The organism is Noviherbaspirillum album (genome assembly GCF_035916955.1).
GTDB lineage: Bacteria > Pseudomonadota > Gammaproteobacteria > Burkholderiales > Burkholderiaceae_D > Noviherbaspirillum > Noviherbaspirillum album.
In genome coordinates, this window is sequence record NZ_JAWIIV010000007.1 from 192,960 (window position 1) to 213,834 (window position 20,875).

Below are 20,875 nucleotides of genomic sequence, written 5' to 3' on the forward strand. Positions count from 1 at the left end.
GTGTCGCTAGATTCTGAATAGAAATTTTCCGCAGTGCAATGCATCAAAGGCAATTTTGCCGACTTTTGAAAAAAAATAGTTCGTGCGTTCGTATGTAAGACGTTTGCATGACTTCTTGCAGGTAAAACAATTTATCGCCCATCACGTCCGCTGCTTGCCCGACTCAAATTTCCGTTAAGTAACATAGCATGAAACTGTAAGACCGCACCTGATGCAATAAACCGATTGATGCCTTCGCCACATATATGGTGACACGGTGCGGCTCTGCAACAAGCTCTTTTTAAAGATATGTTGTTTTTCCTGCAATGGCAGCCACTCTTTGTCGTTTGCTCCCCACAACTCAGTGCTTGGCTAACACTAGCCTTGCCTTAAACGGACATCTCCAGGAATTACATAAGCATGGGCTCGCATTGCTAATAAACTCCTGCTGTCGTTTAACGAGATATCGGGATAAAAGCATAAGCCATGCCATCTTGAATAATGCAGTCTGCGGTACGCTTTATGCTGCAAAACCATCGAAGCGACGGATCGATAGCAGAATTCGTTGTTGGCAAGCAAGCGTCAATCGATTCCCAAGCCGGTAGCATGTAATTTTTACCGGTGTGCGCGGTGGAAAGCGGTGTCGATAGATAAGGTCGACAACCAATACTTGGTGCTAGCTGTTCGGTGCGCAACGACACCACGCGCTGTTGCCAACAAGTAGGTGGCTCGCATGACATACGAATAGTCTGCGGGAGTCAGGCATGAAAAGAATTCGATGAAATGAATATCCCGTGAGCAAGCGTGTAGGGTATGGATCTCCTGCAGCCGATAACCGGGGCAGGAAGAAGCACTTGAATTTCATTACGATTTCCACAGAGTCGAGAATTCCCTGAAACAGTGGCAATAATAAACAAGGTTCGGAAGCGCTCTGGGCGGCCGGCCATGCCTGGGCAATCGGCGGCACGTGTCGCAAGCAGTTGCGCTACGCCATCGAGCCGAAGTGACATGGTGAAAAGCCGCGCAACTATCGGTTCGATACCGAAGGTGCAAGGGTTGTGAAATCCGGAGTCATCACATCGAAGACCATTGCGGAATGGGGCGCGAAATAGGCTTGAAAATAAGTCCTTGAATTGCATGGCATGACATACGCAGGAGGCAAGAAAATCGGATAGCGTTTTTTCACATGTGGTGAAATATGCGGTACGGCTTGCCAAATTTCTTGAATTGCTGCACCATTGCTCGCAACCAGTCCTCTATCAGCTGCAAAACATGACTTTCGCGCGCTTTTACTTTTATTTTTACTTTAGCTATTCCAGCCCCAAGGCGGTGGAGAAGCGGTAAGCGCACGAATAAAAGAGCCAAACCGAATCCTAGAAAAACCGCCAGTGATGGCGGTTTTTTCATTTGTACCGTATTGAAAACTTTTACCTGGAGAATGAACATGCCGCGCACCGATGACCTTCGCATCAGAGAAATGAAAGAACTGATTCCTCCTTCACATCTCATCCGCGAATTCTCCGGCTCCGACAAGGTCGCCAACACCACGGCCGGCGCCCGCACCGCGCTGCATCGCATTCTTCATGGCCAGGATGACCGCATGATGGTCGTCATCGGTCCGTGTTCGATCCATGATCCGAAAGCGGCAATGGAATATGCAAACCGCCTGATCAAGGAGCGCGAGCGCTTCGCCGGCGAGCTTGAAATCATCATGCGCGTGTATTTCGAGAAGCCGCGCACCACGGTCGGGTGGAAGGGACTGATCAACGATCCTTACATGGACAACAGCTTCCGCATCAATGACGGTCTGCGCATGGCGCGCGAGCTGCTCCTGAACATCAATGAACTCGGCCTGCCGGCGGGAACGGAATTCCTTGACGTGATCAGCCCGCAATACGTTGCCGACCTGATCAGCTGGGGCGCGATCGGTGCCCGCACGACCGAATCCCAGGTGCATCGCGAGCTCGCCTCAGGCCTTTCATGCCCGGTCGGTTTCAAGAACGGAACCGACGGCAACATCAAGATCGCCGTCGATGCAATCAAGGCGGCGTCGCAGCCGCACCACTTCCTGTCGGTCACCAAGGGCGGGCATTCCGCCATTGTCTCGACCAGCGGCAACGAGGATTGCCATATCATCCTGCGCGGCGGGAAGGCGCCGAATTACGATGCCGCCAGCGTCGATGCCGCCTGCAAGGAAATCGCCGCCAGTGGCCTGGCTTCGCGCCTGATGATCGATGCTTCCCATGCCAACAGCTCCAAGAAGCCGGAAAACCAGGTGCCGGTATGCGCGGACATCGCGCGCCAGGTGGCCGAAGGTGATACCCGCATCGTCGGCGTCATGGTCGAGTCGCATCTGGTAGCAGGCCGCCAGGATCTGGTTCCCGGCAAGGAACTGACCTACGGCCAGTCGGTCACCGACGGCTGCATCGACTGGGATGCCAGCGTGAAGGTGCTGGAAGGCCTGGCAGAGGCGGTGAAGCAGCGCCGTCTGAAGGAAGATCGCGAATAATGAATAATTTGACGGGTAAAGCGGCCGGCGACCCTGGTCGCCGGTGATTCGGCGTTGTCCGGACTTTACCCTGATGCGCCCGACTGCTCCTGGTGATTGAAGCCTGAACCCTGCACCGCGGTTCAGAAGCGCTTGGTCAGTACCATCTGCTGGCCGTCGCGCCGCATCTCGGTCCGGTTCAGGAAGGACATGCCGAGCAGGATCAACGGCAAGCCTTGCTCCTGAACCACCGCATCTACCTGGTTGATCTCGATGTCGCCGACTTTCACGGTATTGAGCTTGACCTGGTAAGCCTGCACCGTTCCGTTTGCCGTATTCAGATAGGCCACTTGGCCCTTGCGGTAATCGATCCCCAGCCGCACGGCCTCCGATGCCGGCATTGCAATCATCGTGGCCCCCGTGTCCAGGAGCATCCGCACGCTGCCACCATTGATCTGTCCCTGCACCATGTAATGCCCGCGGCCGTCGGCCTGCAGGGTGGCGCTGGAACGTCCGGAGGATGCGGGGGTACGGTTCACATGGTCGCCGATGGCAATGGTCTGGCGCTTGCCATTGCTCTCGATGGTTGCGCTGGAGTCGCTTGCGGCAACCAGCTTGACGCCATCGACAATCGTGGCGCCGACCGCATAGGTCTTGGGCGAACCACCGTCGATGACCAGGACGGCCTTGTTCGGGAACAGCCCGACCACGCTGATGTCCGCGGCCTGGACAGCGGTGACGCAGGAAAGCAGGCTTGCGGAGAGGAAGAGGGCGCGCATGATGTCGGATGTCGAACCGTAATGGGTAAGCGGGACCGGCAGGCCTGCCTGCCTTCCTTTGGGTCTAGCCGCGATCAGTCGCGGAAATTGTTGAATTCCAGGGGCAGGTCGGTCATTTCCTTGCGCAGCATCGCCATTGCGGATTGCAGGTCGTCGCGCTTGGCACCGGTGACGCGCACCGCATCGCCCTGGATGCTGGCCTGCACCTTCATCTTGCTGTCCTTGATGATGCGAACAATCTTCTTGGCCATGTCGGATTCAATGCCGTTGCGGATCTTGATTACCTGCTTGACCTTGTCGCCGCCGATCTTCTCGATCTTGCCGAGGTCGAGAAAGCGCACATCGACGTTGCGCTTGACCATCTTGCCGGTCAGGACGTCGCGCACCTGTCCCAGCTGGAACTCGCTGTCGGCATAGGCGGTCAGTTCGCGTTCCTTCTGCTCGACGCGTGCGTCGCTGCCCTTGAAGTCGAAACGGGTGGTGATTTCCTTGTTCGACTGATCGACCGCATTTTTCACTTCAACAATATTGGCTTCGGATACAACATCAAAAGATGGCATGGCAAATCTCACTTGCGAAATTGGTTGGAAAAACATGCCCGGCTATTCTTGTTCTTATCGAGCTTGTCATGCTGAAAACACCGGCCCATTCTAGCCGACAAAAAATCGGGTGGCTAGTTTATGCAGCCTCTATAATGCCAGCCCTATGAGCGCAGACCTTTCGATTCAACGCAGTTTTTCGCTTCGCAGCCTCAATACCTTCGGTATCGACGCCGCCACCGCCGCGTACATGAAGATTTCGTCAACAGCAATGCTGGAAGCGGTTGCGCGTGACGGTGCGTTGGCAGCCTTGCCGCGGCTGGTGCTGGGCGGCGGCAGCAATCTGCTGCTGACCGGAGATTTCGACGGCCTGGTGCTGCACATGGCGACCAGCGGGATCGAACTCGTCGGCGAAGATGATGACGCGTTTTACATCAGGGCGGCGGCAGGCGAAAACTGGCATCGCCTTGTACTGTGGACGCTGGAACACGGGTTTCCCGGACTTGAAAACCTATCGCTGATTCCAGGAAGCGTGGGCGCGTCTCCGATCCAGAACATCGGCGCCTACGGCGTGGAACTCAAGGACCGGTTCCATTCGCTGACCGCCTTCGACATGGTCGAGGGAAAGACCTTCACTCTCGACCGCGGCGCATGCCGTTTCGGTTACCGCGACAGCATCTTCAAGCATGCCCTGCGCGATCGCGCGGTAATTCTCGATGTCACGTTTGCCCTGCCCAGGCAGTGGGAGGCGAACGTCCGGTATGCCGACGTGGCGCAAGAATTGGCCGCGCACGGCATCGAGCAGCCGTCCGCGCGGCAGGTCAGCGATGCCATCGTTGCCATCCGCGCCCGCAAGCTGCCTGACCCCGCGGTGATCGGCAACGCGGGCAGCTTCTTCAAGAATCCGGTAGTGACGCAAGCTGCGCGCGATGCCTTGCTGGCGCGTTGTCCCGACCTGGTCAGCCATGCGCAGGCCGATGGCAGCTATAAGCTGGCGGCCGGCTGGCTGATCGATCGGGCTGGCTGGAAAGGCAAGAGCATCGGCGCCGCCGGCGTCTACGAGAAGCAGGCGCTGGTGCTGGTCAATCGCGGCGGAGCGAGCGGAAGAGAGATCGCGGAACTGGCCGCGGCGATACAGGCCGACGTGCGGGAGAAGTTCGGCGTGGCGCTGGAACCCGAACCTGTCTTTGTATAAACACAAAAGGATACGGGCACAAAAAAGGCGATCAACTGATCGCCTTTTTATTTTGCCGCGTTCGCTGTCTTCGATTCAAGCCGCAACGAAGTGGCAGACGTAGTCGAGCGTTTCCAGGGTCTCGATATCGAAGCTGGAATTGCCGGGCACGTTGAAGCTCTGGCCGCCTTCATAGGTGTTCCATGCCTCTTCCCCCTTCAGGCGGATGCGGCACTTGCCCGCATTGATCTCCATGACTTCCGGCGCGCCGGTGTTGAAGGTCAGCGACGACGGAAAGATGACGCCGATGGTCTTGCGGGTGCCGTCGGCAAACAGCACGGTATGGGAAACGCACTTGCCGTCGAAGTAGAGATTGGCCTTCTTGACGACGGATACATTGTCGAATTGTGTGGTCATGGTGTTCTATCCGAAGAATTTGTTGTTATTTGTCGCCATCCTTGCCGAGGCGCGGCAGGCCCACGGAAGAGTTCGAACCGAGCAGGCCGGCATTGCTGTAGATGCCCAGCTTGTCGCGCGTGTCGGTGATGTCGAGGTTGCGCATGGTCAGCTGGCCGATGCGGTCCTGCGGCGTGAACGCGCCTTCGCCTTTTTCCATGGTAAGGCGCTCCGGCTTGTAGGTAAGGTTGGCCGACTCGGTATTGAGAATCGAATAGTCATTGCCGCGACGCAGTTCGATCGTGACTTCGCCGGTGACGGCGCGCGCGACCCAGCGCTGGGACGCTTCGCGCAGCATGATCGCCTGCGGATCGAACCAGCGGCCCTGGTACAGCAGGCGGCCGAGCTTGCGTCCGTTGTCGCGGTATTGCTCGATCGTGTCTTCGTTGTGAATGCCGGTAACGAGACGCTCGTAGGCGATGAACAGCAGTGCCAGTCCGGGGGCTTCGTAGATGCCGCGGCTCTTGGCCTCGATGATGCGGTTTTCGATCTGGTCGCTCATGCCGAGACCGTGGCGGCCGCCGATGCGGTTGGCTTCCATGATCAGGTCGACCTGGTTCGCGAAGGTGATGCCGTTCAGCGCGACCGGGCGTCCTTCCTCGAAGCGGACACTGACTTCCTCGCGCTTGACTTCGACGTCGTCGCGCCAGAAGGCGACGCCCATGATCGGCTCGACGATTTTCATGCCGCTGTTGAGGTGTTCGAGATCTTTTGCCTCGTGGGTGGCGCCCAGCATGTTGGAGTCGGTCGAGTAGGCCTTTTCGACCGACATCTTGTAGTCAAAGCCGGACTTGATCAGGAATTCCGACATTTCCTTGCGGCCGCCGAGTTCCTGGATGAAGCGGTCGTCGAGCCAGGGCTTGTAAATGCGCAGGGACGGATTGACCAGCAGGCCGTAGCGGTAGAAGCGCTCGATGTCGTTGCCTTTGAAGGTGCTGCCGTCGCCCCAGATGTCGACCTGATCTTCCTGCATGGCGGCAACCAGCATGGTGCCGGTGACCGCGCGGCCCAGCGGCGTCGTGTTGAAGTAGGTGATGCCGGCGGTCGAGATGTGGAAGGCCCCGCTCTGCAGCGCGGCGATACCTTCGGCGACCAGCTGTTCGCGGCAATCGATCAGGCGCGCCTGTTCGGCGCCGTACTGCTTGGCCTTCTTCGGAATCGCTTCGTAGTCGGGCTCGTCCGGCTGGCCCAGGTTGGCGGTGTAGGCGTACGGAATGGCGCCTTTCTGGCGCATCCAGTGCAGGGCTGCGCTGGTATCGAGGCCGCCGGAGAAGGCGATGCCCACTTTCTGATTGACGGGTACGGACTGAAGTATGGTCGACATGATTTCTGCTTCGCTAGATGGAACTGGGATGATGGATTTGGGTAATGGGCACCGGGTGGGCTGATCTGGCGGCGTCGGTCAGCCTGCCAGCCTGCCCAGCACCAGATATTCAAGCAGGGCCTTTTGCACGTGCAGACGGTTCTCGGCTTCGTCCCACACGACCGACTGCGGTCCGTCGATCACTTCCGCGGCGACTTCCTCGCCCCGGTGCGCCGGCAGGCAATGCATGAACAGGGCATCGGCATTGGCGCGCTTCATTTTTTCGCCATCGACGATCCAGCCGTCGAAAGCCTTCAGCCGCGCCGCGTTTTCTTCCTCGTATCCCATGCTGGTCCAGACGTCGGTGGTCACGAGGTCCGCGCCTGCGCAGGCATCCGAAGGGTTGGCGAAGAAGGTGTAGTTGCCGTTGCCAGGGGTAACCAGGTCAGGGTTGATTTCATAGCCCTTGGGTGTGGACACGTTCACATGGAAATCGAATACCTCGGCTGCCTGCAGCCAGGAGTAGAGCATGTTGTTCGCGTCGCCGATCCAGGCCACTGTCCTGCCCTTGATGGAGCCGCGGTATTCGATGTAGGTGAAGACGTCGGCCAGCACCTGGCAGGGATGGTGTTCGTTGGTCAGGCCGTTGATGACCGGAACGCGCGAACTGCCGGCAAAGCGTTCGATGATGTCCTGGCCGAAGGTGCGCACCATGATGATGTCGCACATGCGGGACATGACCTGGGCCGCATCTTCCACCGGTTCTCCGCGGCCGAGCTGGCTGTCGCGGGTGTTGAGGTAGATGGCCGCGCCGCCGAGCTGGTGCATGCCGGCTTCGAAGGAAAGGCGCGTGCGCGTCGAGTTCTTTTCGAACACCATGACCAGCGTCCGGTCGACCAGCGGATGGTACGGCTCATAGTTCTTGAACTTTTGCTTGATGAGGCGTGCGCGTTCAATCACATGGTCGAACTCGTCGAGCGTGAAGTCGGAAAACTGCAGGAAATGTTTGATGGACATGAATGAAAACGGCGGCAAGTGCTGGGTTGGCTCTTGCCGCCGGATTGTTGTAACTCGTTCAATTATAAGAGATTTTGTATCGAAAAGATAACCGGCTGAAGCAGCCGTTGCCTCTTAATAAAGCTTTTGCGAGGATTCATGCACGAGCTGCTGATAGAGCGCATGCCGCAGCGGTGCAATTTCACCGGCCTCAACCGCGCCCAGCACGGCGCAGCCCGGTTCGGTCAGGTGGTGGCAGTTGTAGAACTTGCAATGCCCCAAGTGCGGGCCGAATTCCCGGAAAGCACGCTCCAGCATGCCTTCGCTCAAATGATAGAGGCCGAATTCCTGGAAACCCGGCGAATCGATGATGGCCGTGTCGTTTCCGGTCATGAACAGGCGGGTGAATGTGGTCGTGTGCTTGCCGGAATTGAGCGCCGCGGAGATTTCGCGCGTCGCCAGTTCGGCATCCGGCACCAGCAGGTTGATAAGCGAAGACTTTCCCATGCCGGACTGGCCGATCAGGATGCTCGACTGACCCTGCATCAGCGGTTGCAGCAGTTCCTTGGCTTGTTCCGGCATGCTCTTGGCCGACAATTCATGAACCGGGTAACCGAGATTGGCATACATAGCGAGCCGCTGTCGCGTCGGGGCCAGCAATTCCTCGATATCAACCTTGTTGAGGATGATATGGGCTGCAATTCCTCCTGCTTCGGCTGCGACCAGCGCACGCGACACCAGGTCGTCGGAAAAGCCTGGCTGCGTGGCCACCACGATAAACAGCTGGGTGACGTTGGCGGCGAGCAGCTTCGATTTGTACTGGTCGGAACGATAGAGAAGGGTCTTGCGCTCGGCGATCGATTCGATGACGCCCTGATCGGGCGAGGTCCGCTTCCAGTGGACGATGTCTCCGGTTGCCACATCGCTTTTCTTGCCGCGGGTTACGCATTGCACTTTGTGTTCGCCGGCCTGCACCAGGTAATGCCTGCCGTGCGCCGCGATGACGGTTCCTTGTTCTCTTGTCATGTGGGCGCTCTACCGGCTGGCCAACAGGTGATGAATCCGTATGCTGGCCGGCGGATGCGAGTCGTAGAACGCTGAGTGCAGCGGATCGGGAGTCAGGGTCGAGGCATTGTCTTCGTACAGCTTGACCAGCGCCGACACCAGGTCCTGCGCATTGGTATGTTTCGCGGCGAAGGCATCCGCCTCGAATTCATGCTTGCGCGAAGTGATCGAGGTCAGCGGCGACAGCAGGAAAGTGAAGACGGGCAATGCCAGCATGAACAGGATCAGCGCCATCGCGTCGTTGCTGGTCAGGAGCATCGGATCGACACCCAGCCCGGTGTAGAACCATGCCTGCGTCTTCAGATAGCCAAGCAGGGCCAGCAGGCCGAGCGATACGCCGAACATCACGATGATGCGCTTGATGATGTGCCTGAGCTTGAAATGGCCGAGTTCATGTGCAAGAACGGCTTCGATTTCCTGCGGCCCCAGGCGGGCCAGCAGCGTGTCGAAGAAGACGATGCGCTTGGCGGCGCCGAAGCCGGAAAAGTATGCATTGCCGTGCGCGCTGCGCTTGGAGCCGTCCATCACGAACAGTCCCTTGGAGGCGAAGCCGACGCGCTGCATCAGGTTCTCGATGCGGGAGCGCAGGCTCTCGTCCTGCAGCGGCGTGAACTTGTTGAAGAGAGGCGCGATGACGGTCGGGTACAGGACCAGCATCAGCAGCTGGAAGCCGGTCCAGACCAGCCACGCATAGAACCACCACAGGCTGCCGGACTTATCCATCAGGGTCAGGATGACCCAGATCAGCGGTAATCCGATCACGATGCCGACCAGCGTATTCTTGACCATGTCGGAGATGAACAGGCCGAGCGTCATCTTGTTGAAGCCGAATTTCGCTTCCAGCACGAATTGCTTGTAGTAATCGAACGGCAGTTCTACCAAGCCGGAAATAACTGCGAATGCGGCGAGCAGGGCAAGCTGGTGCAGCATGCCGGGGCCGGTCAGGTTGAATAGCGTCACCGCCAGCCACTGCAGGCCGCCAAGCAGGGTGAAGCCGATCAGGACGCCTGCATTGACAAGCAGCGTGACAAGGCCCAGCTTGGTCCGGGCAACGGTATAGTCGGCCGCCTTCTGGTGCGCATGCAACGGGATTTTCTCCGCGAATTCGGCCGGCACCGCGCCGCGGTGGGCGATCACATGCCTGATATGACGGGAACCCAGCCAGAAGCGGACGATCAGCGTCACAACCAGAAAACCGACGAACAATACCGAAAACGCGAGTGAAGACATGCTGTGCCTGTGAGAAAATGGCGAATTACTGAGGATTTAGATTATGTCACAAGCTATTGAAACAAATGCCGCTCCGTCCGCGCCCGTACGCCCGAACGAATTCAATCTTGTCTGGGTAGACATGGAAATGACCGGACTCGACCCCGACAGCGACCGCATCATCGAAGTTGCCTGCGTGGTCACGGATGCGGAATTGAATATTCTTGCCGAAGGCCCGGTGTTTGCAATTCATCAACCGGATGAGGTACTGGACAAGATGGACGCCTGGAACAAGGGCACGCACGGGCGTTCCGGACTGATCGACCGTGTCAAGGCGTCGACAGTCAGCGAGGCGGATGCCGAAACTACGCTGATCGAGTTTCTCAAGCGCCACGTTCCCGCAGGCAAATCGCCGATGTGCGGCAATTCGATCTGCCAGGACCGTCGCTTCATGGTGCGCGGCATGCCCAAGCTGGAGGCATTCTTCCATTACCGCAATCTTGACGTGTCGACCCTGAAGGAACTCTGCCGTCGCTGGAAGCCGGAAATTTCCTCGGGTTTCAAGAAGCATCAAAAGCATACCGCGCTGGCCGACATCATCGAATCGATAGAAGAACTGCGCTATTACCGCGAGCATTTCATCAAGGCTTGACGCTCCGCAGGTTTCCCGAATTCCCAAGCATCCGCTTGCCGGCTTCGCCGGGCAAGCCCCGACACACCGTTTTTTAAGAGCCGAAACATGGCCTCAGTACCTGATACCCCGTCGACCGAAGCGGTCGACAACATCGCGGATACCCGGAAGGTTCCTGCCGAACTCATCGCAAGGGAAGTCGCGCGTCGCCGTACCTTCGGCATCATTTCCCACCCGGATGCGGGCAAGACCACGCTCACTGAAAAACTCCTGCTGTTCTCCGGCGCGATTCAGCTGGCCGGCACGGTCAAGGCGCGCAAGAGCGGCCGGCACGCGACCTCGGACTGGATGGAAATCGAAAAGCAGCGCGGCATTTCCGTGGCGAGCTCGGTGATGCAGTTCGAATACCGCGACCACGTGGTCAACCTGCTTGACACCCCCGGCCACCAGGACTTTTCCGAGGATACCTATCGCGTGCTGACAGCAGTGGACTCGGCGCTGATGGTGATCGACGCCGCCAAGGGCGTGGAAGAGCAGACGATCAAGCTGCTCAACGTCTGCCGCATGCGCGCCACGCCCATCCTGACCTTCATGAACAAGATGGACCGCGAAACGCGCGATCCGCTGGAACTGCTCGATGAAGTCGAATCGGTACTGAAGATACAGTGCGCGCCGGTCACCTGGCCGATCGGCATGGGCAAGAATTTCCGCGGCGTCTATCACCTTCTGCGCGATGAAATCCTGCTGTTCAAGGCGGGCTCGGAACGGGCAGACCAGGAATTCGAAGTCGTCAAGGGCATTGATAATCCGCGGCTGTCGGAGATGTTCCCGCTTGAAATCGAGCAGCTGAAGATGGAAGTCGAACTGGTGCACGGCGCGTCGCATCCGTTCGACCTGGAAGCCTTTCTGGCCGGCACGCAGACGCCGGTGTTCTTCGGTTCCGCCATCAACAACTTCGGCGTGCGTGAAATTCTGAACGCATTGCTTGACTGGGCGCCGGCGCCGCGCCCGCGCGATGCTTCGGTGCGTGCCGTCACGCCGGTGGAAGCGCCGTTCTCGGGCTTCGTGTTCAAGATCCAGGCCAACATGGACCCTGCGCACCGCGATCGCATCGCCTTCCTGCGAGTCTGTTCGGGGCGCTTCGAGCGCGGCATGAAGGTCAAGCACCTGCGCCTGAACCGGGAGATCAAGGTGTCAAGCGTGGTGACCTTCATGGCATCGAGCCGCGAGCAGGTGGAAGAGGCTTTTGCGGGCGACATCATCGGCTTGCCCAACCACGGCAATATGCAGATCGGTGACAGTTTTTCCGAAGGCGAACAGCTGCAGTTCACCGGCATTCCATATTTCGCGCCGGATTTCTTCCGCATGGTGCGCATCCGCAATCCGCTCAAGATCAAGCAACTGCACAAGGGCTTGCAGCAGCTGGGCGAAGAAGGTGCGGTCCAGGTGTTCAAGCCGGTGCATGGCGGCGACCTGATCCTGGGCGCAGTCGGTGTGCTGCAGTTCGAAGTGGTGGCGAGCCGCCTGCTCAACGAGTATGGCGTGGACGCGGTATTTGAAGGCACCAGCATCAGCAGTGCGCGCTGGATCTCGAGCGACGACAAGAAGGCGCTCGCCGATTTTGAAAGGTCGTCGGCAGGCGCCAATGTCGCCTACGATGCCGCCAATAACATGGCCTATCTCGCCACCTCGGGCGTCAACCTGAAGCTGACGCAGGAGCGCTGGCCGCAACTGACCTTCCATGCCACGCGCGAGCATGCGGTGAAAGTGGGCTGATCCGCTTTTCCGCAGTCACCGCAAAGCCGGCGCTACGATACGTACCGCCGGCTTTTTCATTGCTCGTCAAAACGGTTTGAACCGAATTCCAGGTTTTTTCAATATGAAAGCATTGAAAAACTACAGCGATTGAACACGTTCACGGCAGATAACATTTGTTGAATGGAATATGCCGATAGATAGCTCCAACTTGGCGCACAATTTGTGGCATATCAAACAGGTGCGAGGGCAGGCCCCTATACTCACCGCACGTTTTCAAACCTGCCTTTTTCGTGTCTTGTTTTCATGAAGTTTCCGGGCATCCTGTGCTGGAATTTCTCATTGCCTCGGACCGAGAAGGTACCCTGCGGCGCTCATCGGCGGATGGCTCCTAAACCCGATAGAACATGCGTCAGGGTTGCAATGAATTTACTGCCGCGTCGAGGGTCGATTATCTGAATCGGGCCTTCGAAAAATCGGTCCAGCCGACATTCACCTTGCTAGAAGCACAGCTTATTCCGCTATACATCATCAGAGGCCCCCATGCTGACTGCAACCTATTCCATTATCGCTATCGCTGCCGAGCAGGACAAAGCACGCCATATGCTGGGGCGGCTGCAGCAGCATATGGAGAACGCATGGAAAGGCATGCAGCGGCTCGACTTTGCCACGCTCGATGCGACGTTCAACAGACTCATGCATTTCGAGCATTTTTGCCGCAGCCGAAAGATCGAACGCTACGTGATGCCGACGCTGCGCCGCTTCGGGCGTGACGCCGAAGTGCTGGTCGCAGACCTGGAAAGCCTGGGATCGAAAGCCACCGGCATCCTGCGCGCGGTCGGGGAGCAATTGTCCGCCGCGTTCGACCACGGATTGGCGAGGGCAGGGGAACTTTGCAACTCGATGGAACTGTATTGCCGGCATGTGTCGACTCGCCTGGATCGCGAGGAACGCGAACTGCTGCCGATGGCGCGCCATCTGCTTACCGTCGAGGACTGGTTCGGCATCGCTGCGCAAAGCCTGTCGGAGACATCGAGACAATGGAAAGTCCGCCAGCCGCGCACCGGCTTGCCATCCATGCATGCCGATCGTTCATCCGCGAATTATCACTAAGCGGACTTTCTTCGCGTCCGTCATGCGGCCCATGACGGGATCAAGTCACATCTGGTAACCGGCTGCGTTCTCCGAAGCTTGCGTTGGAAGGGGTTTCTTGGCATCGTGTCGCCCCATGAAATCCTTTCGCTCGCGCATGCCCAAGATGCTCAAGTTCACGCGCTTTTCCCTGCGTGATTTTCTGATCGCGGCCGGTCCGGCAGCCATTGCCATCCTCGCAACCTGCGTGCTCGCCTACTGGCTGGTCGATCCGTCGCCGCCATCTGCCGTCACCCTGTCAACCGGACAGGAAAACAGTGCCTATGAAACGCTCGGAAAGAAATATGCGGGCGCGTTGGCACGATATGACATCCGCGTCGTGCAGAAGCCGTCGCTGGGGTCCGGTGAAAATATGCAGCGCCTCAATGATCCCGAGTCGGGAGTGGACATCGCCTTCGTTCAAAGCGGATCGGGCGAACACCAGGCCGCCGAACGCAGCGGCCTGGTGTCGCTCGGAAGCCTGTTCACCGAACCGGTATGGATCTTCCTGCGCAGCGCGAAGAACGTCAACCAGCTGACGCAGCTCAAAGGCTTGAGAATCAATGTCGGCCCGGAAGGCACCGGCGTGCCCGAACTCTTTAGAAAGATTCTGTCTGTGAATGGCATGGAAGCCGGTGACGTACGCTTGGAGATGCTGGAAGACACGCCGGCCACCGTGGAACTGCTGGCAGGCCGCATCGATGGCCTGGTGTTCAGTTCGGCGCCGGATGCGCCTCTCATTCAGATGCTGCTGCAGACGCCAGGCATCAAGCTCTTCGATTTTTCACAAGCGGAAGCCTACACCCGCCGCTTCCCGTTCCTGTCGCATGTGGTTCTGCCAAGAGGCATCGTCGATCTCGGGCGCGATCTTCCACCCAAGGACTATCACCTGATCGCGCCGACGGCGACCCTGGTCGCGCGCGAAGACCTGCATCCCGCGGTGGTGAATCTCTTCGTGCAGTCGGCGGCTGACATTCACGGCAATTCGGGCTGGTTCAGCAGGCGTGGCGAATTTCCGACGGCCAGCTATACCGAGATACCGGTATCGCCCGCAGCCGAGAAGTTTTATAAAAATGGACAGCCGCTGCTGCAGCGCTACCTGCCGTTCTGGCTGGCGAATTTCTTCGAACGGATGTGGGTGGTGGTGGTCGCGCTGGGCGCGCTCATTCTGCCGCTGTCGCGCATCATTCCACCGCTGTATGTCTGGAAGGTGCGCTCGCGCGTGTACCGCTGGTACGGGCAGCTGCGCGCGGTGGAGCAGGAAATCGAGGACGTGCCGCCGGAAAAGCATGCGCAAGTGTATCCGGCGCAGCTGCAGCGCCTCAACGACATCGAGGAGCGTGTCAATCGGATTTCAATACCGCTGTCGTTCGCCGACGAGCTCTATGGCTTGCGCAGTCACATCAATTTCGTCCGGCGCCGCATCGCGGGCTTGATGGAAAAGACGGCACCCTAAACCCTCGGACCCGGCGGCGAATCAACTCAGGCCCCGGCCCAAGGCAATCCTGCCTTGCACCAGCCACCCACGGTCTTGCGGTGTCCTTCCGCATCCTTGTCGCCCTCGAAACCTTCCAGGATGTCGAAGCAATGGGCATAACCGCTCTCGGTGGCCAACTTGGCGGCGTGGCGCGAACGCACGCCGGAGCGGCAGAGGAACAGCAGCACGTTCTCCTTTTCGGCGACACGCGAGAGCTCCTCCATGAATGCGGGATTCTGCACGCTGCCGGGATAGGTGTTCCATTGCACTGCCGCATGCTGGGTTTCCGGAATGACAACCCGGCCGACCCAGTCGCGTTCGGCGTTGGTGCGCACATCAACGAGCTTCACGCGCGGATCGGTGCGAAGCAGTTCATAAGCTTCGGCCGGCGTTACCGCGCCTGCGTAGGGAAGAGCGTTTTGCTGGCCGCGTTCCCGTGCCTTGGCAAGAATTTCCATGATGTCGAACCAGATGTCGGAGATGAGAATTTGCCTATTTTATCGAATCGCGCAGCCTTCCGACTTTGCAGCAATTGCATTCATCTGGATGCACTCGAACGGTGCAAAAATAAACCAAGTAAAATCACTTCTCACCAAAAACGTGCATGGGAGACGGGGCGCACTTTTTTGGTGAGTTATGCTTGAGCATTTTTGTTGAGAAAAAGCTTACAAATGCGCACTATTTTCGCTATTTAGCCTGCATCATGCCGGTGCGGCGGGTTTGTCATTTCTCAAGTTGGTGGCATGGAATCTGCTATCATTCCGGGCTGAGTTCTGGTCGCACTTCGATGTGTACCGCTGCCCTCGCGTTACTGCGAACAGTGTCGGCTCAACCCAATTGCATAACCAACGCATCAATTGCTCATTTTAGGAGATTCGCATGGCACGTACGGCCGCAGAGGTCTTGAAGATGGCGAAAGACAACGAAGTCAAATTCGTTGATTTTCGTTTTGCAGACACCCGAGGCAAGGAGCAGCACGTTACTGTTCCCGTTTCGCAGTTCGGTATGGACAAGTTCGAAGCAGGCCATGCATTCGACGGCTCCTCCATCGCCGGCTGGAAGGGTATCGAAGCTTCCGACATGCTGCTCATGCCTGATCCGAACACAGCCAACATCGATCCCTTCATGGAAGAGACGACGATGTTCATGCAGTGTGACGTCATCGAACCCGCAGACGGCAAGGGCTACGACCGCGATCCGCGCTCCATCGCCAAGCGCGCCGAAGCGTATCTGAAGTCTTCCGGCCTGGGCGACACAGCCTACTTCGGCCCGGAACCCGAATTCTTCATCTTCGACAGCGTCCGCTGGAAGATCGACATGTCCGGTTGCTTCGTCAAGATCAATTCCGAAGAAGCTTCCTGGAGCACAGGCAAGGACCTCGAAGGCGGCAACACCGGCCACCGTCCGACCGTCAAGGGCGGCTATTTCCCGGTTCCCCCGGTCGACAGCTTCCAGGACATGCGTTCGGAAATGTCCCTGATTCTCGAAGCCATGGGCATCCCGGTCGAAGTTCACCACCACGAAGTCGCCGGCGCAGGCCAGAACGAACTCGGCACCAAGTTCTCGACCCTGGTCGAGCGCGCGGACTGGACACAGAACCTGAAGTACGTGATCTGGAACGTCGCCCACACCTACGGCAAGACCGCAACCTTCATGCCGAAGCCGCTGGTCGGCGACAACGGCTCGGGCATGCACGTACACCAGTCGATCTGGAAAGACGGCCAGAACCTGTTCGCAGGCGACGGCTATGCCGGCCTGTCCGATTTCGCGCTGTACTACATCGGCGGCATCATCAAGCATGCACGCGCGCTGAACGCGATCACCAACCCGGGCACCAACTCCTACAAGCGTCTGGTTCCCGGCTTTGAAGCTCCGGTCAAGCTGGCTTACTCGGCGAAAAACCGCTCCGCTTCGATCCGTATTCCGCACGTCGCCAATCCGAAGGGCCGTCGCGTGGAAGCACGCTTCCCGGACCCGCTGTCCAATCCGTACCTGTGCTTCTCGGCACTGATGATGGCCGGCCTGGATGGCGTTCAGAACAAGATTCACCCGGGCGAGGCAGCATCGAAGGACCTGTACCACCTGCCGCCGGAAGAAGACAAGCTGATCCCGACCGTCTGCTCGTCGCTCGACCAAGCGCTCGAGTATCTCGACAAGGACCGCGAGTTCCTGACACGCGGCGGAGTCTTCAGCGACACAATGATCGATGCCTACATCGAGCTGAAAATGCAGGAAGTCCAGCGCTTCCGCATGACGACTCATCCGATCGAGTTCGATATGTACTATTCGCTGTAATCAGCCACGCTGATTGAAGTGTTGTAACAAAGGGAAAGCTTCGGCTTTCCCTTTTTTGTTTGCAGGAACTGTTGTGCTATAAGACGTTCTGAATCGAATGTTTGTAAAGGCCTGTTTCTTGCCATAAACTTGTAGCTGCCTTTACTGTTTCCAAGCAGAAATATTATGAAACAACTATTTTTGGGCCTGTGGCTTGCTGCAGGCATTGCCGGAAGCGCTGGAAGTGCTTTTGCGCAGAGCGAGGTCTTTCTCTGCGTGGATGAATCCGGCAAGAAGGAATACAAGAACACCGGCTTGACCAAGGGCTGCAAGAAGATCGATCTCCCGGGTATCACGATGATTCCGGCGCCGCCCTCCGCCGCCGCCGCGGCGCGCAGGCCGGTCGTGCAGACGACTGCCGCAGCCAAGCCGTCGAATTCCCCGTCCGATTTTCCTCGGGTCGATAGCGATACCCAGAAAACCCGGGACAACGACAGGCGCCAGATCCTGCTGGATGAAATGCGCAGCGAGGAACAGAAGCTGGCCGGCCTGAAGAAGGATTTCAACAATGGCGAGCCGGAACGCCGCGGCGATGAGCGCAACTTCGCCCGCTACCAGGAGCGGGTCGCGGCCATGAAGGACGACATCGGCCGCACGGAAAAGAATATCGAGGCACTCAAGCGCGAGATCGGCAACCTCAAGTAAGACGACCGTCATCGTGTATCGCTTTTCGGGTACGACGTTTGCATAATAGGGGCTGCGAATGCAGCCCTTTACTTTTCATGACATCCCAATCCACTCCCCGCCATTCCCTTGAAGGACTTGAACTGCTGTCGTCCGCAGTCATCATCCTCGACTCCGACAGCCGCATCGTCTATGCCAATGCCGCCGCGGAGAACCTGTTCGAAAGTTCGGTCAAGGCGCTGGTTTCGCAGCGCCTGGGCGACCTTTTCCTCAACGGCGACCATCTCGCCGATGTATTCGAGGAAGCGCTCCAGCATCGTTTCGCCGACAAGCGCCTCGACCTGACGCTGGAGCGGGCAGGGCGGGAAGCGCTGCAGGTGCATGTGATCGTCACCGCCGTGGACAATCCGGAAACGCCGGTGCTGATCGAGCTGCGCGAAAACGTGCAGCAGCTCAAGCTGGACCGGGAAGAGCGGCTGCTCGACCAGAGCCAGGCCAACAAGGAGCTCATCCGCAATCTCGCGCATGAAATCAAGAATCCGCTCGGTGGCATCCGCGGCGCGGCGCAGCTGCTCGAGTTCGAGCTGCCCGAACGGCAGCTCAAGGAGCTGCGCGAATACACGCAGGTCATCATCAAGGAGGCCGACCGGCTGCAGACCCTGGTCGACCGCCTGCTGGCGCCGCACAGGCGGCCGCATATCGTCGGCGACGTCAACATCCATGAAGTCTGCGAGCGCGTGCGCAGCCTGATCATGGCCGAATTCCCTCAGGGGCTGAGCATCAAGCGCGACTATGATCTGTCGGTGCCGGAATTCCGCGGCGACAAGGAGCAGCTGATCCAGGCCGTCCTGAACATCGCCCACAACGCGGCGCAGGCACTGTCGAAGCAGATCAAGGGCGGCGATGCACAAATCACATTGCAGACGCGGGTCGCGCGCCAGGTGACGCTGGCGAAGATTCGTTACAGGCTGGCATTAGACTTGCATATTGTCGACAATGGACCGGGCATCCCGCCTGACATCCAGGACCGCATCTTTTATCCGCTGGTTTCGGGACGCGAGGGCGGAAGCGGATTGGGCCTGACGCTTGCGCAGACATTCGTTCAGCAGCATATGGGAGTGATCGAATGCACGAGCAAACCGGGATGCACCGACTTCAGGATTTTGATACCGCTGCCCTGAGTCCATTCATCGGGGCCGGCTTTGATTAATGCCTTACCACGCGGGACGCATAAGACTATATGAAGCCAATCTGGATTGTCGATGACGATGAATCAATTCGCTGGGTACTGGAGAAGGCCCTTGCCCGCGAAAACCTCGCCACCAAGAGTTTCTCCAATGCGCGAGAGGCGCTGGATGCCCTGCAGACCAGCGTGCCGCAGGTGCTGGTGTCCGACATCCGCATGCCGGGAGAATCCGGCCTGGAACTGCTGCAGGCCGTCAAGGCAAAGCATCCCGGCCTGCCCGTCATCGTCATCACCGCATTCTCCGATCTGGACTCAGCCGTCGCCGCTTTCCAGGGCGGCGCATTCGAGTACCTCGCCAAGCCGTTCGACATTGACAAGGCCGTCGAGCTGATTCGCCGGGCGCTTGAAGAAAGCCTGCGCGAGTCGGGCGTGGAGCAGGTATCGGCCGAAACGCCCGAAATTCTTGGGCAGGCGCCGGCGATGCAGGATGTGTTCCGCGCCATCGGCCGACTTTCGCAATCGAACGTGACGGTGCTGATCACCGGCGAGTCGGGCTCGGGCAAGGAGCTGGTGGCGCGCGCGCTGCACAAGCACAGCCCGCGCGCGACCCAGCCCTACATCGCTCTCAATACCGCCGCCATTCCCAAGGACCTGCTGGAGTCAGAACTGTTCGGCCATGAGCGCGGCGCGTTCACCGGTGCGCAGGCGACGCGGCGCGGACGCTTCGAGCAGGCGGAAAACGGCACGCTATTCCTCGATGAAATCGGCGACATGCCGTTCGACTTGCAGACACGCCTGCTGCGCGTGCTCTCCGACGGGCATTTCTATCGCGTCGGCGGACATCAGCCGCTGAAGGCGAACGTGCGGGTCATCGCCGCCACGCACCAGAACCTTGAGCAGCGCGTCAAGGAAGGGTTGTTCCGCGAGGACTTGTATCACCGCCTCAACGTGATCCGGCTGCGCCTGCCCAGTTTGAGGGAGCGGCGCGAGGATATCCCCATTCTGACGCGCCACTTTTTGGCGCAGAGCGCCAAACAATTGGGCGTCGAAGCCAAGCGCATGTCGGAGGGCGCGATGCAGTTCCTCGCCAATCTGGAGTTGCCGGGCAACGTCCGCCAGCTGGAAAACCTGTGCAACTGGATTACCGTGATGGCACCGGGGCAGACGGTGGAAATCAAGGATCTTCCGCATGAACTGACGCATGGCCAGGAATATGCGGCGGCACCCGCATCAACATCGGCCGCGGCGAATAACACGACGCCGTCATCCGTGCCGCTGCCGGTGCCGCAGATGCCGTCGGCGCCGCTGTCGATCGACTCGGCGCCGGCTGCCCCGCAGTTCAGCGCCGGTGCTTATGTGCCGGCAGCGGCGCCCAATCAACCCGGTCCGTTCAACGGTCACGCCTCAGGCACCACCGGCACCGCCGGCAACGGCGCGGACAAGGCGGGCTGGATTGCGCTGCTGGAGTCGGAAGCCGCCAGCATGCTGGCGGCGGGGCAACCGGAAGTGATGGATGCATTGGGACGCCAGTTCGAATCCGCGTTGATCAAAACCGCGCTCAAGCATACGCACGGCCGCAAGAACGATGCGGCGATCCGTCTCGGCATCGGGCGCAATACTATCACCAGGAAGATTCATGAGCTGGGGATCGATGGCGCCAAGGACGAGTAGGGCCGGGGCGTCCCGCGCCGGTTCGGTCTCTTGCCGGGCCGTGCGTTCGCCGCTACGGTCCGGTGTGATAAATGAGGA

The 20,875-nt window shown here is 58.8% G+C and carries 19 protein-coding genes; 10 read left to right on the forward strand and 9 right to left on the reverse strand.

Annotation, left to right across the window (positions count from 1 at the left end):
• Positions 1 to 1,161: 1,161 nt before the first annotated feature.
• Positions 1,162 to 1,425: a hypothetical protein gene (locus RY831_RS11020; protein ID WP_326506383.1), complete on the reverse strand. Its 264-nt coding sequence runs from the start codon at positions 1,423 to 1,425 to the stop codon at positions 1,162 to 1,164.
• Between RY831_RS11020 and aroG the strand changes: the two genes are divergently transcribed.
• Complete coding sequence (gene aroG / locus RY831_RS11025) at positions 1,424 to 2,488, forward strand: 3-deoxy-7-phosphoheptulonate synthase AroG (protein ID WP_326506384.1); 1,065 nt, start codon at positions 1,424 to 1,426, stop codon at positions 2,486 to 2,488. The two genes, RY831_RS11020 and aroG, sit on opposite strands and share 2 nt — an antisense overlap.
• Before the next feature lie 122 nt (positions 2,489 to 2,610).
• Here the strand turns inward: aroG and RY831_RS11030 are convergent, their stop codons facing one another.
• Positions 2,611 to 3,246 carry a TIGR02281 family clan AA aspartic protease gene (locus RY831_RS11030; RefSeq protein WP_326506385.1) on the reverse strand — a complete coding sequence of 212 codons (636 nt, stop codon included), beginning with the start codon at positions 3,244 to 3,246 and terminating at the stop codon, positions 2,611 to 2,613.
• A gap of 74 nt (positions 3,247 to 3,320) precedes the next feature.
• Complete coding sequence (locus RY831_RS11035; RefSeq protein WP_326506386.1) at positions 3,321 to 3,806, reverse strand: YajQ family cyclic di-GMP-binding protein; 486 nt, start codon at positions 3,804 to 3,806, stop codon at positions 3,321 to 3,323.
• Between the two features lie 145 nt (positions 3,807 to 3,951).
• Here RY831_RS11035 and murB point away from each other — a divergent pair, with 145 nt between their 5' ends.
• Complete coding sequence (gene murB / locus RY831_RS11040) at positions 3,952 to 4,980, forward strand: UDP-N-acetylmuramate dehydrogenase (protein ID WP_326506387.1); 1,029 nt, start codon at positions 3,952 to 3,954, stop codon at positions 4,978 to 4,980.
• Between the two features lie 75 nt (positions 4,981 to 5,055).
• Here the strand turns inward: murB and ppnP are convergent, their stop codons facing one another.
• The 5 genes from ppnP to RY831_RS11065 all read right to left on the reverse strand — a co-directional run bounded on the left by ppnP (position 5,056) and on the right by RY831_RS11065 (position 10,009).
• Positions 5,056 to 5,376: a pyrimidine/purine nucleoside phosphorylase gene (gene ppnP, locus RY831_RS11045; RefSeq protein WP_326506388.1), complete on the reverse strand. Its 321-nt coding sequence runs from the start codon at positions 5,374 to 5,376 to the stop codon at positions 5,056 to 5,058.
• A 25-nt stretch (positions 5,377 to 5,401) separates the two neighbouring features.
• The gene (gene argG / locus RY831_RS11050; RefSeq protein ID WP_326506389.1) at positions 5,402 to 6,739 is read right to left on the reverse strand and encodes an argininosuccinate synthase; all 1,338 of its coding nucleotides are present in this window, start codon (positions 6,737 to 6,739) and stop codon (positions 5,402 to 5,404) included.
• Positions 6,740 to 6,817: 78 nt separating this feature from the next.
• Complete coding sequence (gene argF / locus RY831_RS11055) at positions 6,818 to 7,735, reverse strand: ornithine carbamoyltransferase (protein WP_326506390.1); 918 nt, start codon at positions 7,733 to 7,735, stop codon at positions 6,818 to 6,820.
• A gap of 114 nt (positions 7,736 to 7,849) precedes the next feature.
• Positions 7,850 to 8,740, reverse strand: a complete 891-nt coding sequence (gene rsgA, locus RY831_RS11060) for a ribosome small subunit-dependent GTPase A (protein ID WP_326506391.1) — start codon at positions 8,738 to 8,740, stop codon at positions 7,850 to 7,852.
• A 9-nt stretch (positions 8,741 to 8,749) separates the two neighbouring features.
• Positions 8,750 to 10,009, reverse strand: coding sequence for a M48 family metallopeptidase (locus RY831_RS11065; RefSeq protein ID WP_326506392.1), 1,260 nt, complete (start codon positions 10,007 to 10,009; stop codon positions 8,750 to 8,752).
• A gap of 43 nt (positions 10,010 to 10,052) precedes the next feature.
• Here RY831_RS11065 and orn point away from each other — a divergent pair, with 43 nt between their 5' ends.
• The 4 genes from orn to RY831_RS11085 all read left to right on the forward strand — a co-directional run bounded on the left by orn (position 10,053) and on the right by RY831_RS11085 (position 14,961).
• Positions 10,053 to 10,640: an oligoribonuclease gene (orn, locus tag RY831_RS11070; RefSeq protein WP_326506393.1), complete on the forward strand. Its 588-nt coding sequence runs from the start codon at positions 10,053 to 10,055 to the stop codon at positions 10,638 to 10,640.
• Positions 10,641 to 10,727: 87 nt separating this feature from the next.
• Positions 10,728 to 12,395, forward strand: a complete 1,668-nt coding sequence (locus RY831_RS11075; RefSeq protein WP_326506394.1) for a peptide chain release factor 3 — start codon at positions 10,728 to 10,730, stop codon at positions 12,393 to 12,395.
• Between the two features lie 522 nt (positions 12,396 to 12,917).
• Entirely contained in the window at positions 12,918 to 13,487 is a 570-nt protein-coding gene (locus tag RY831_RS11080; RefSeq protein ID WP_326506395.1) for a hypothetical protein, read from the forward strand.
• Positions 13,488 to 13,623: 136 nt separating this feature from the next.
• A complete protein-coding gene (locus RY831_RS11085; protein WP_326506436.1) occupies positions 13,624 to 14,961 on the forward strand; it encodes a TAXI family TRAP transporter solute-binding subunit in 1,338 nt (445 codons plus the stop codon).
• A gap of 26 nt (positions 14,962 to 14,987) precedes the next feature.
• Here the strand turns inward: RY831_RS11085 and RY831_RS11090 are convergent, their stop codons facing one another.
• Positions 14,988 to 15,440 (reverse strand): rhodanese-like domain-containing protein, encoded by a 453-nt coding sequence (locus tag RY831_RS11090; protein WP_326506396.1) that lies wholly within the window; start codon positions 15,438 to 15,440, stop codon positions 14,988 to 14,990.
• A 421-nt stretch (positions 15,441 to 15,861) separates the two neighbouring features.
• Between RY831_RS11090 and glnA the strand changes: the two genes are divergently transcribed.
• The 4 genes from glnA (at position 15,862) to ntrC (ending at position 20,797) form a co-directional block, all read left to right on the forward strand.
• A complete protein-coding gene (gene glnA / locus RY831_RS11095) occupies positions 15,862 to 17,277 on the forward strand; it encodes a type I glutamate--ammonia ligase (protein ID WP_326506397.1) in 1,416 nt (471 codons plus the stop codon).
• Between the two features lie 165 nt (positions 17,278 to 17,442).
• The gene (locus RY831_RS11100; protein WP_326506398.1) at positions 17,443 to 17,961 is read left to right on the forward strand and encodes a DUF4124 domain-containing protein; all 519 of its coding nucleotides are present in this window, start codon (positions 17,443 to 17,445) and stop codon (positions 17,959 to 17,961) included.
• A gap of 77 nt (positions 17,962 to 18,038) precedes the next feature.
• Positions 18,039 to 19,121, forward strand: coding sequence for a nitrogen regulation protein NR(II) (gene glnL, locus RY831_RS11105; RefSeq protein WP_326506399.1), 1,083 nt, complete (start codon positions 18,039 to 18,041; stop codon positions 19,119 to 19,121).
• Between the two features lie 59 nt (positions 19,122 to 19,180).
• Positions 19,181 to 20,797, forward strand: coding sequence for a nitrogen regulation protein NR(I) (ntrC, locus tag RY831_RS11110; RefSeq protein WP_326506400.1), 1,617 nt, complete (start codon positions 19,181 to 19,183; stop codon positions 20,795 to 20,797).
• The last annotated feature ends 78 nt before the right edge of the window (positions 20,798 to 20,875 follow it).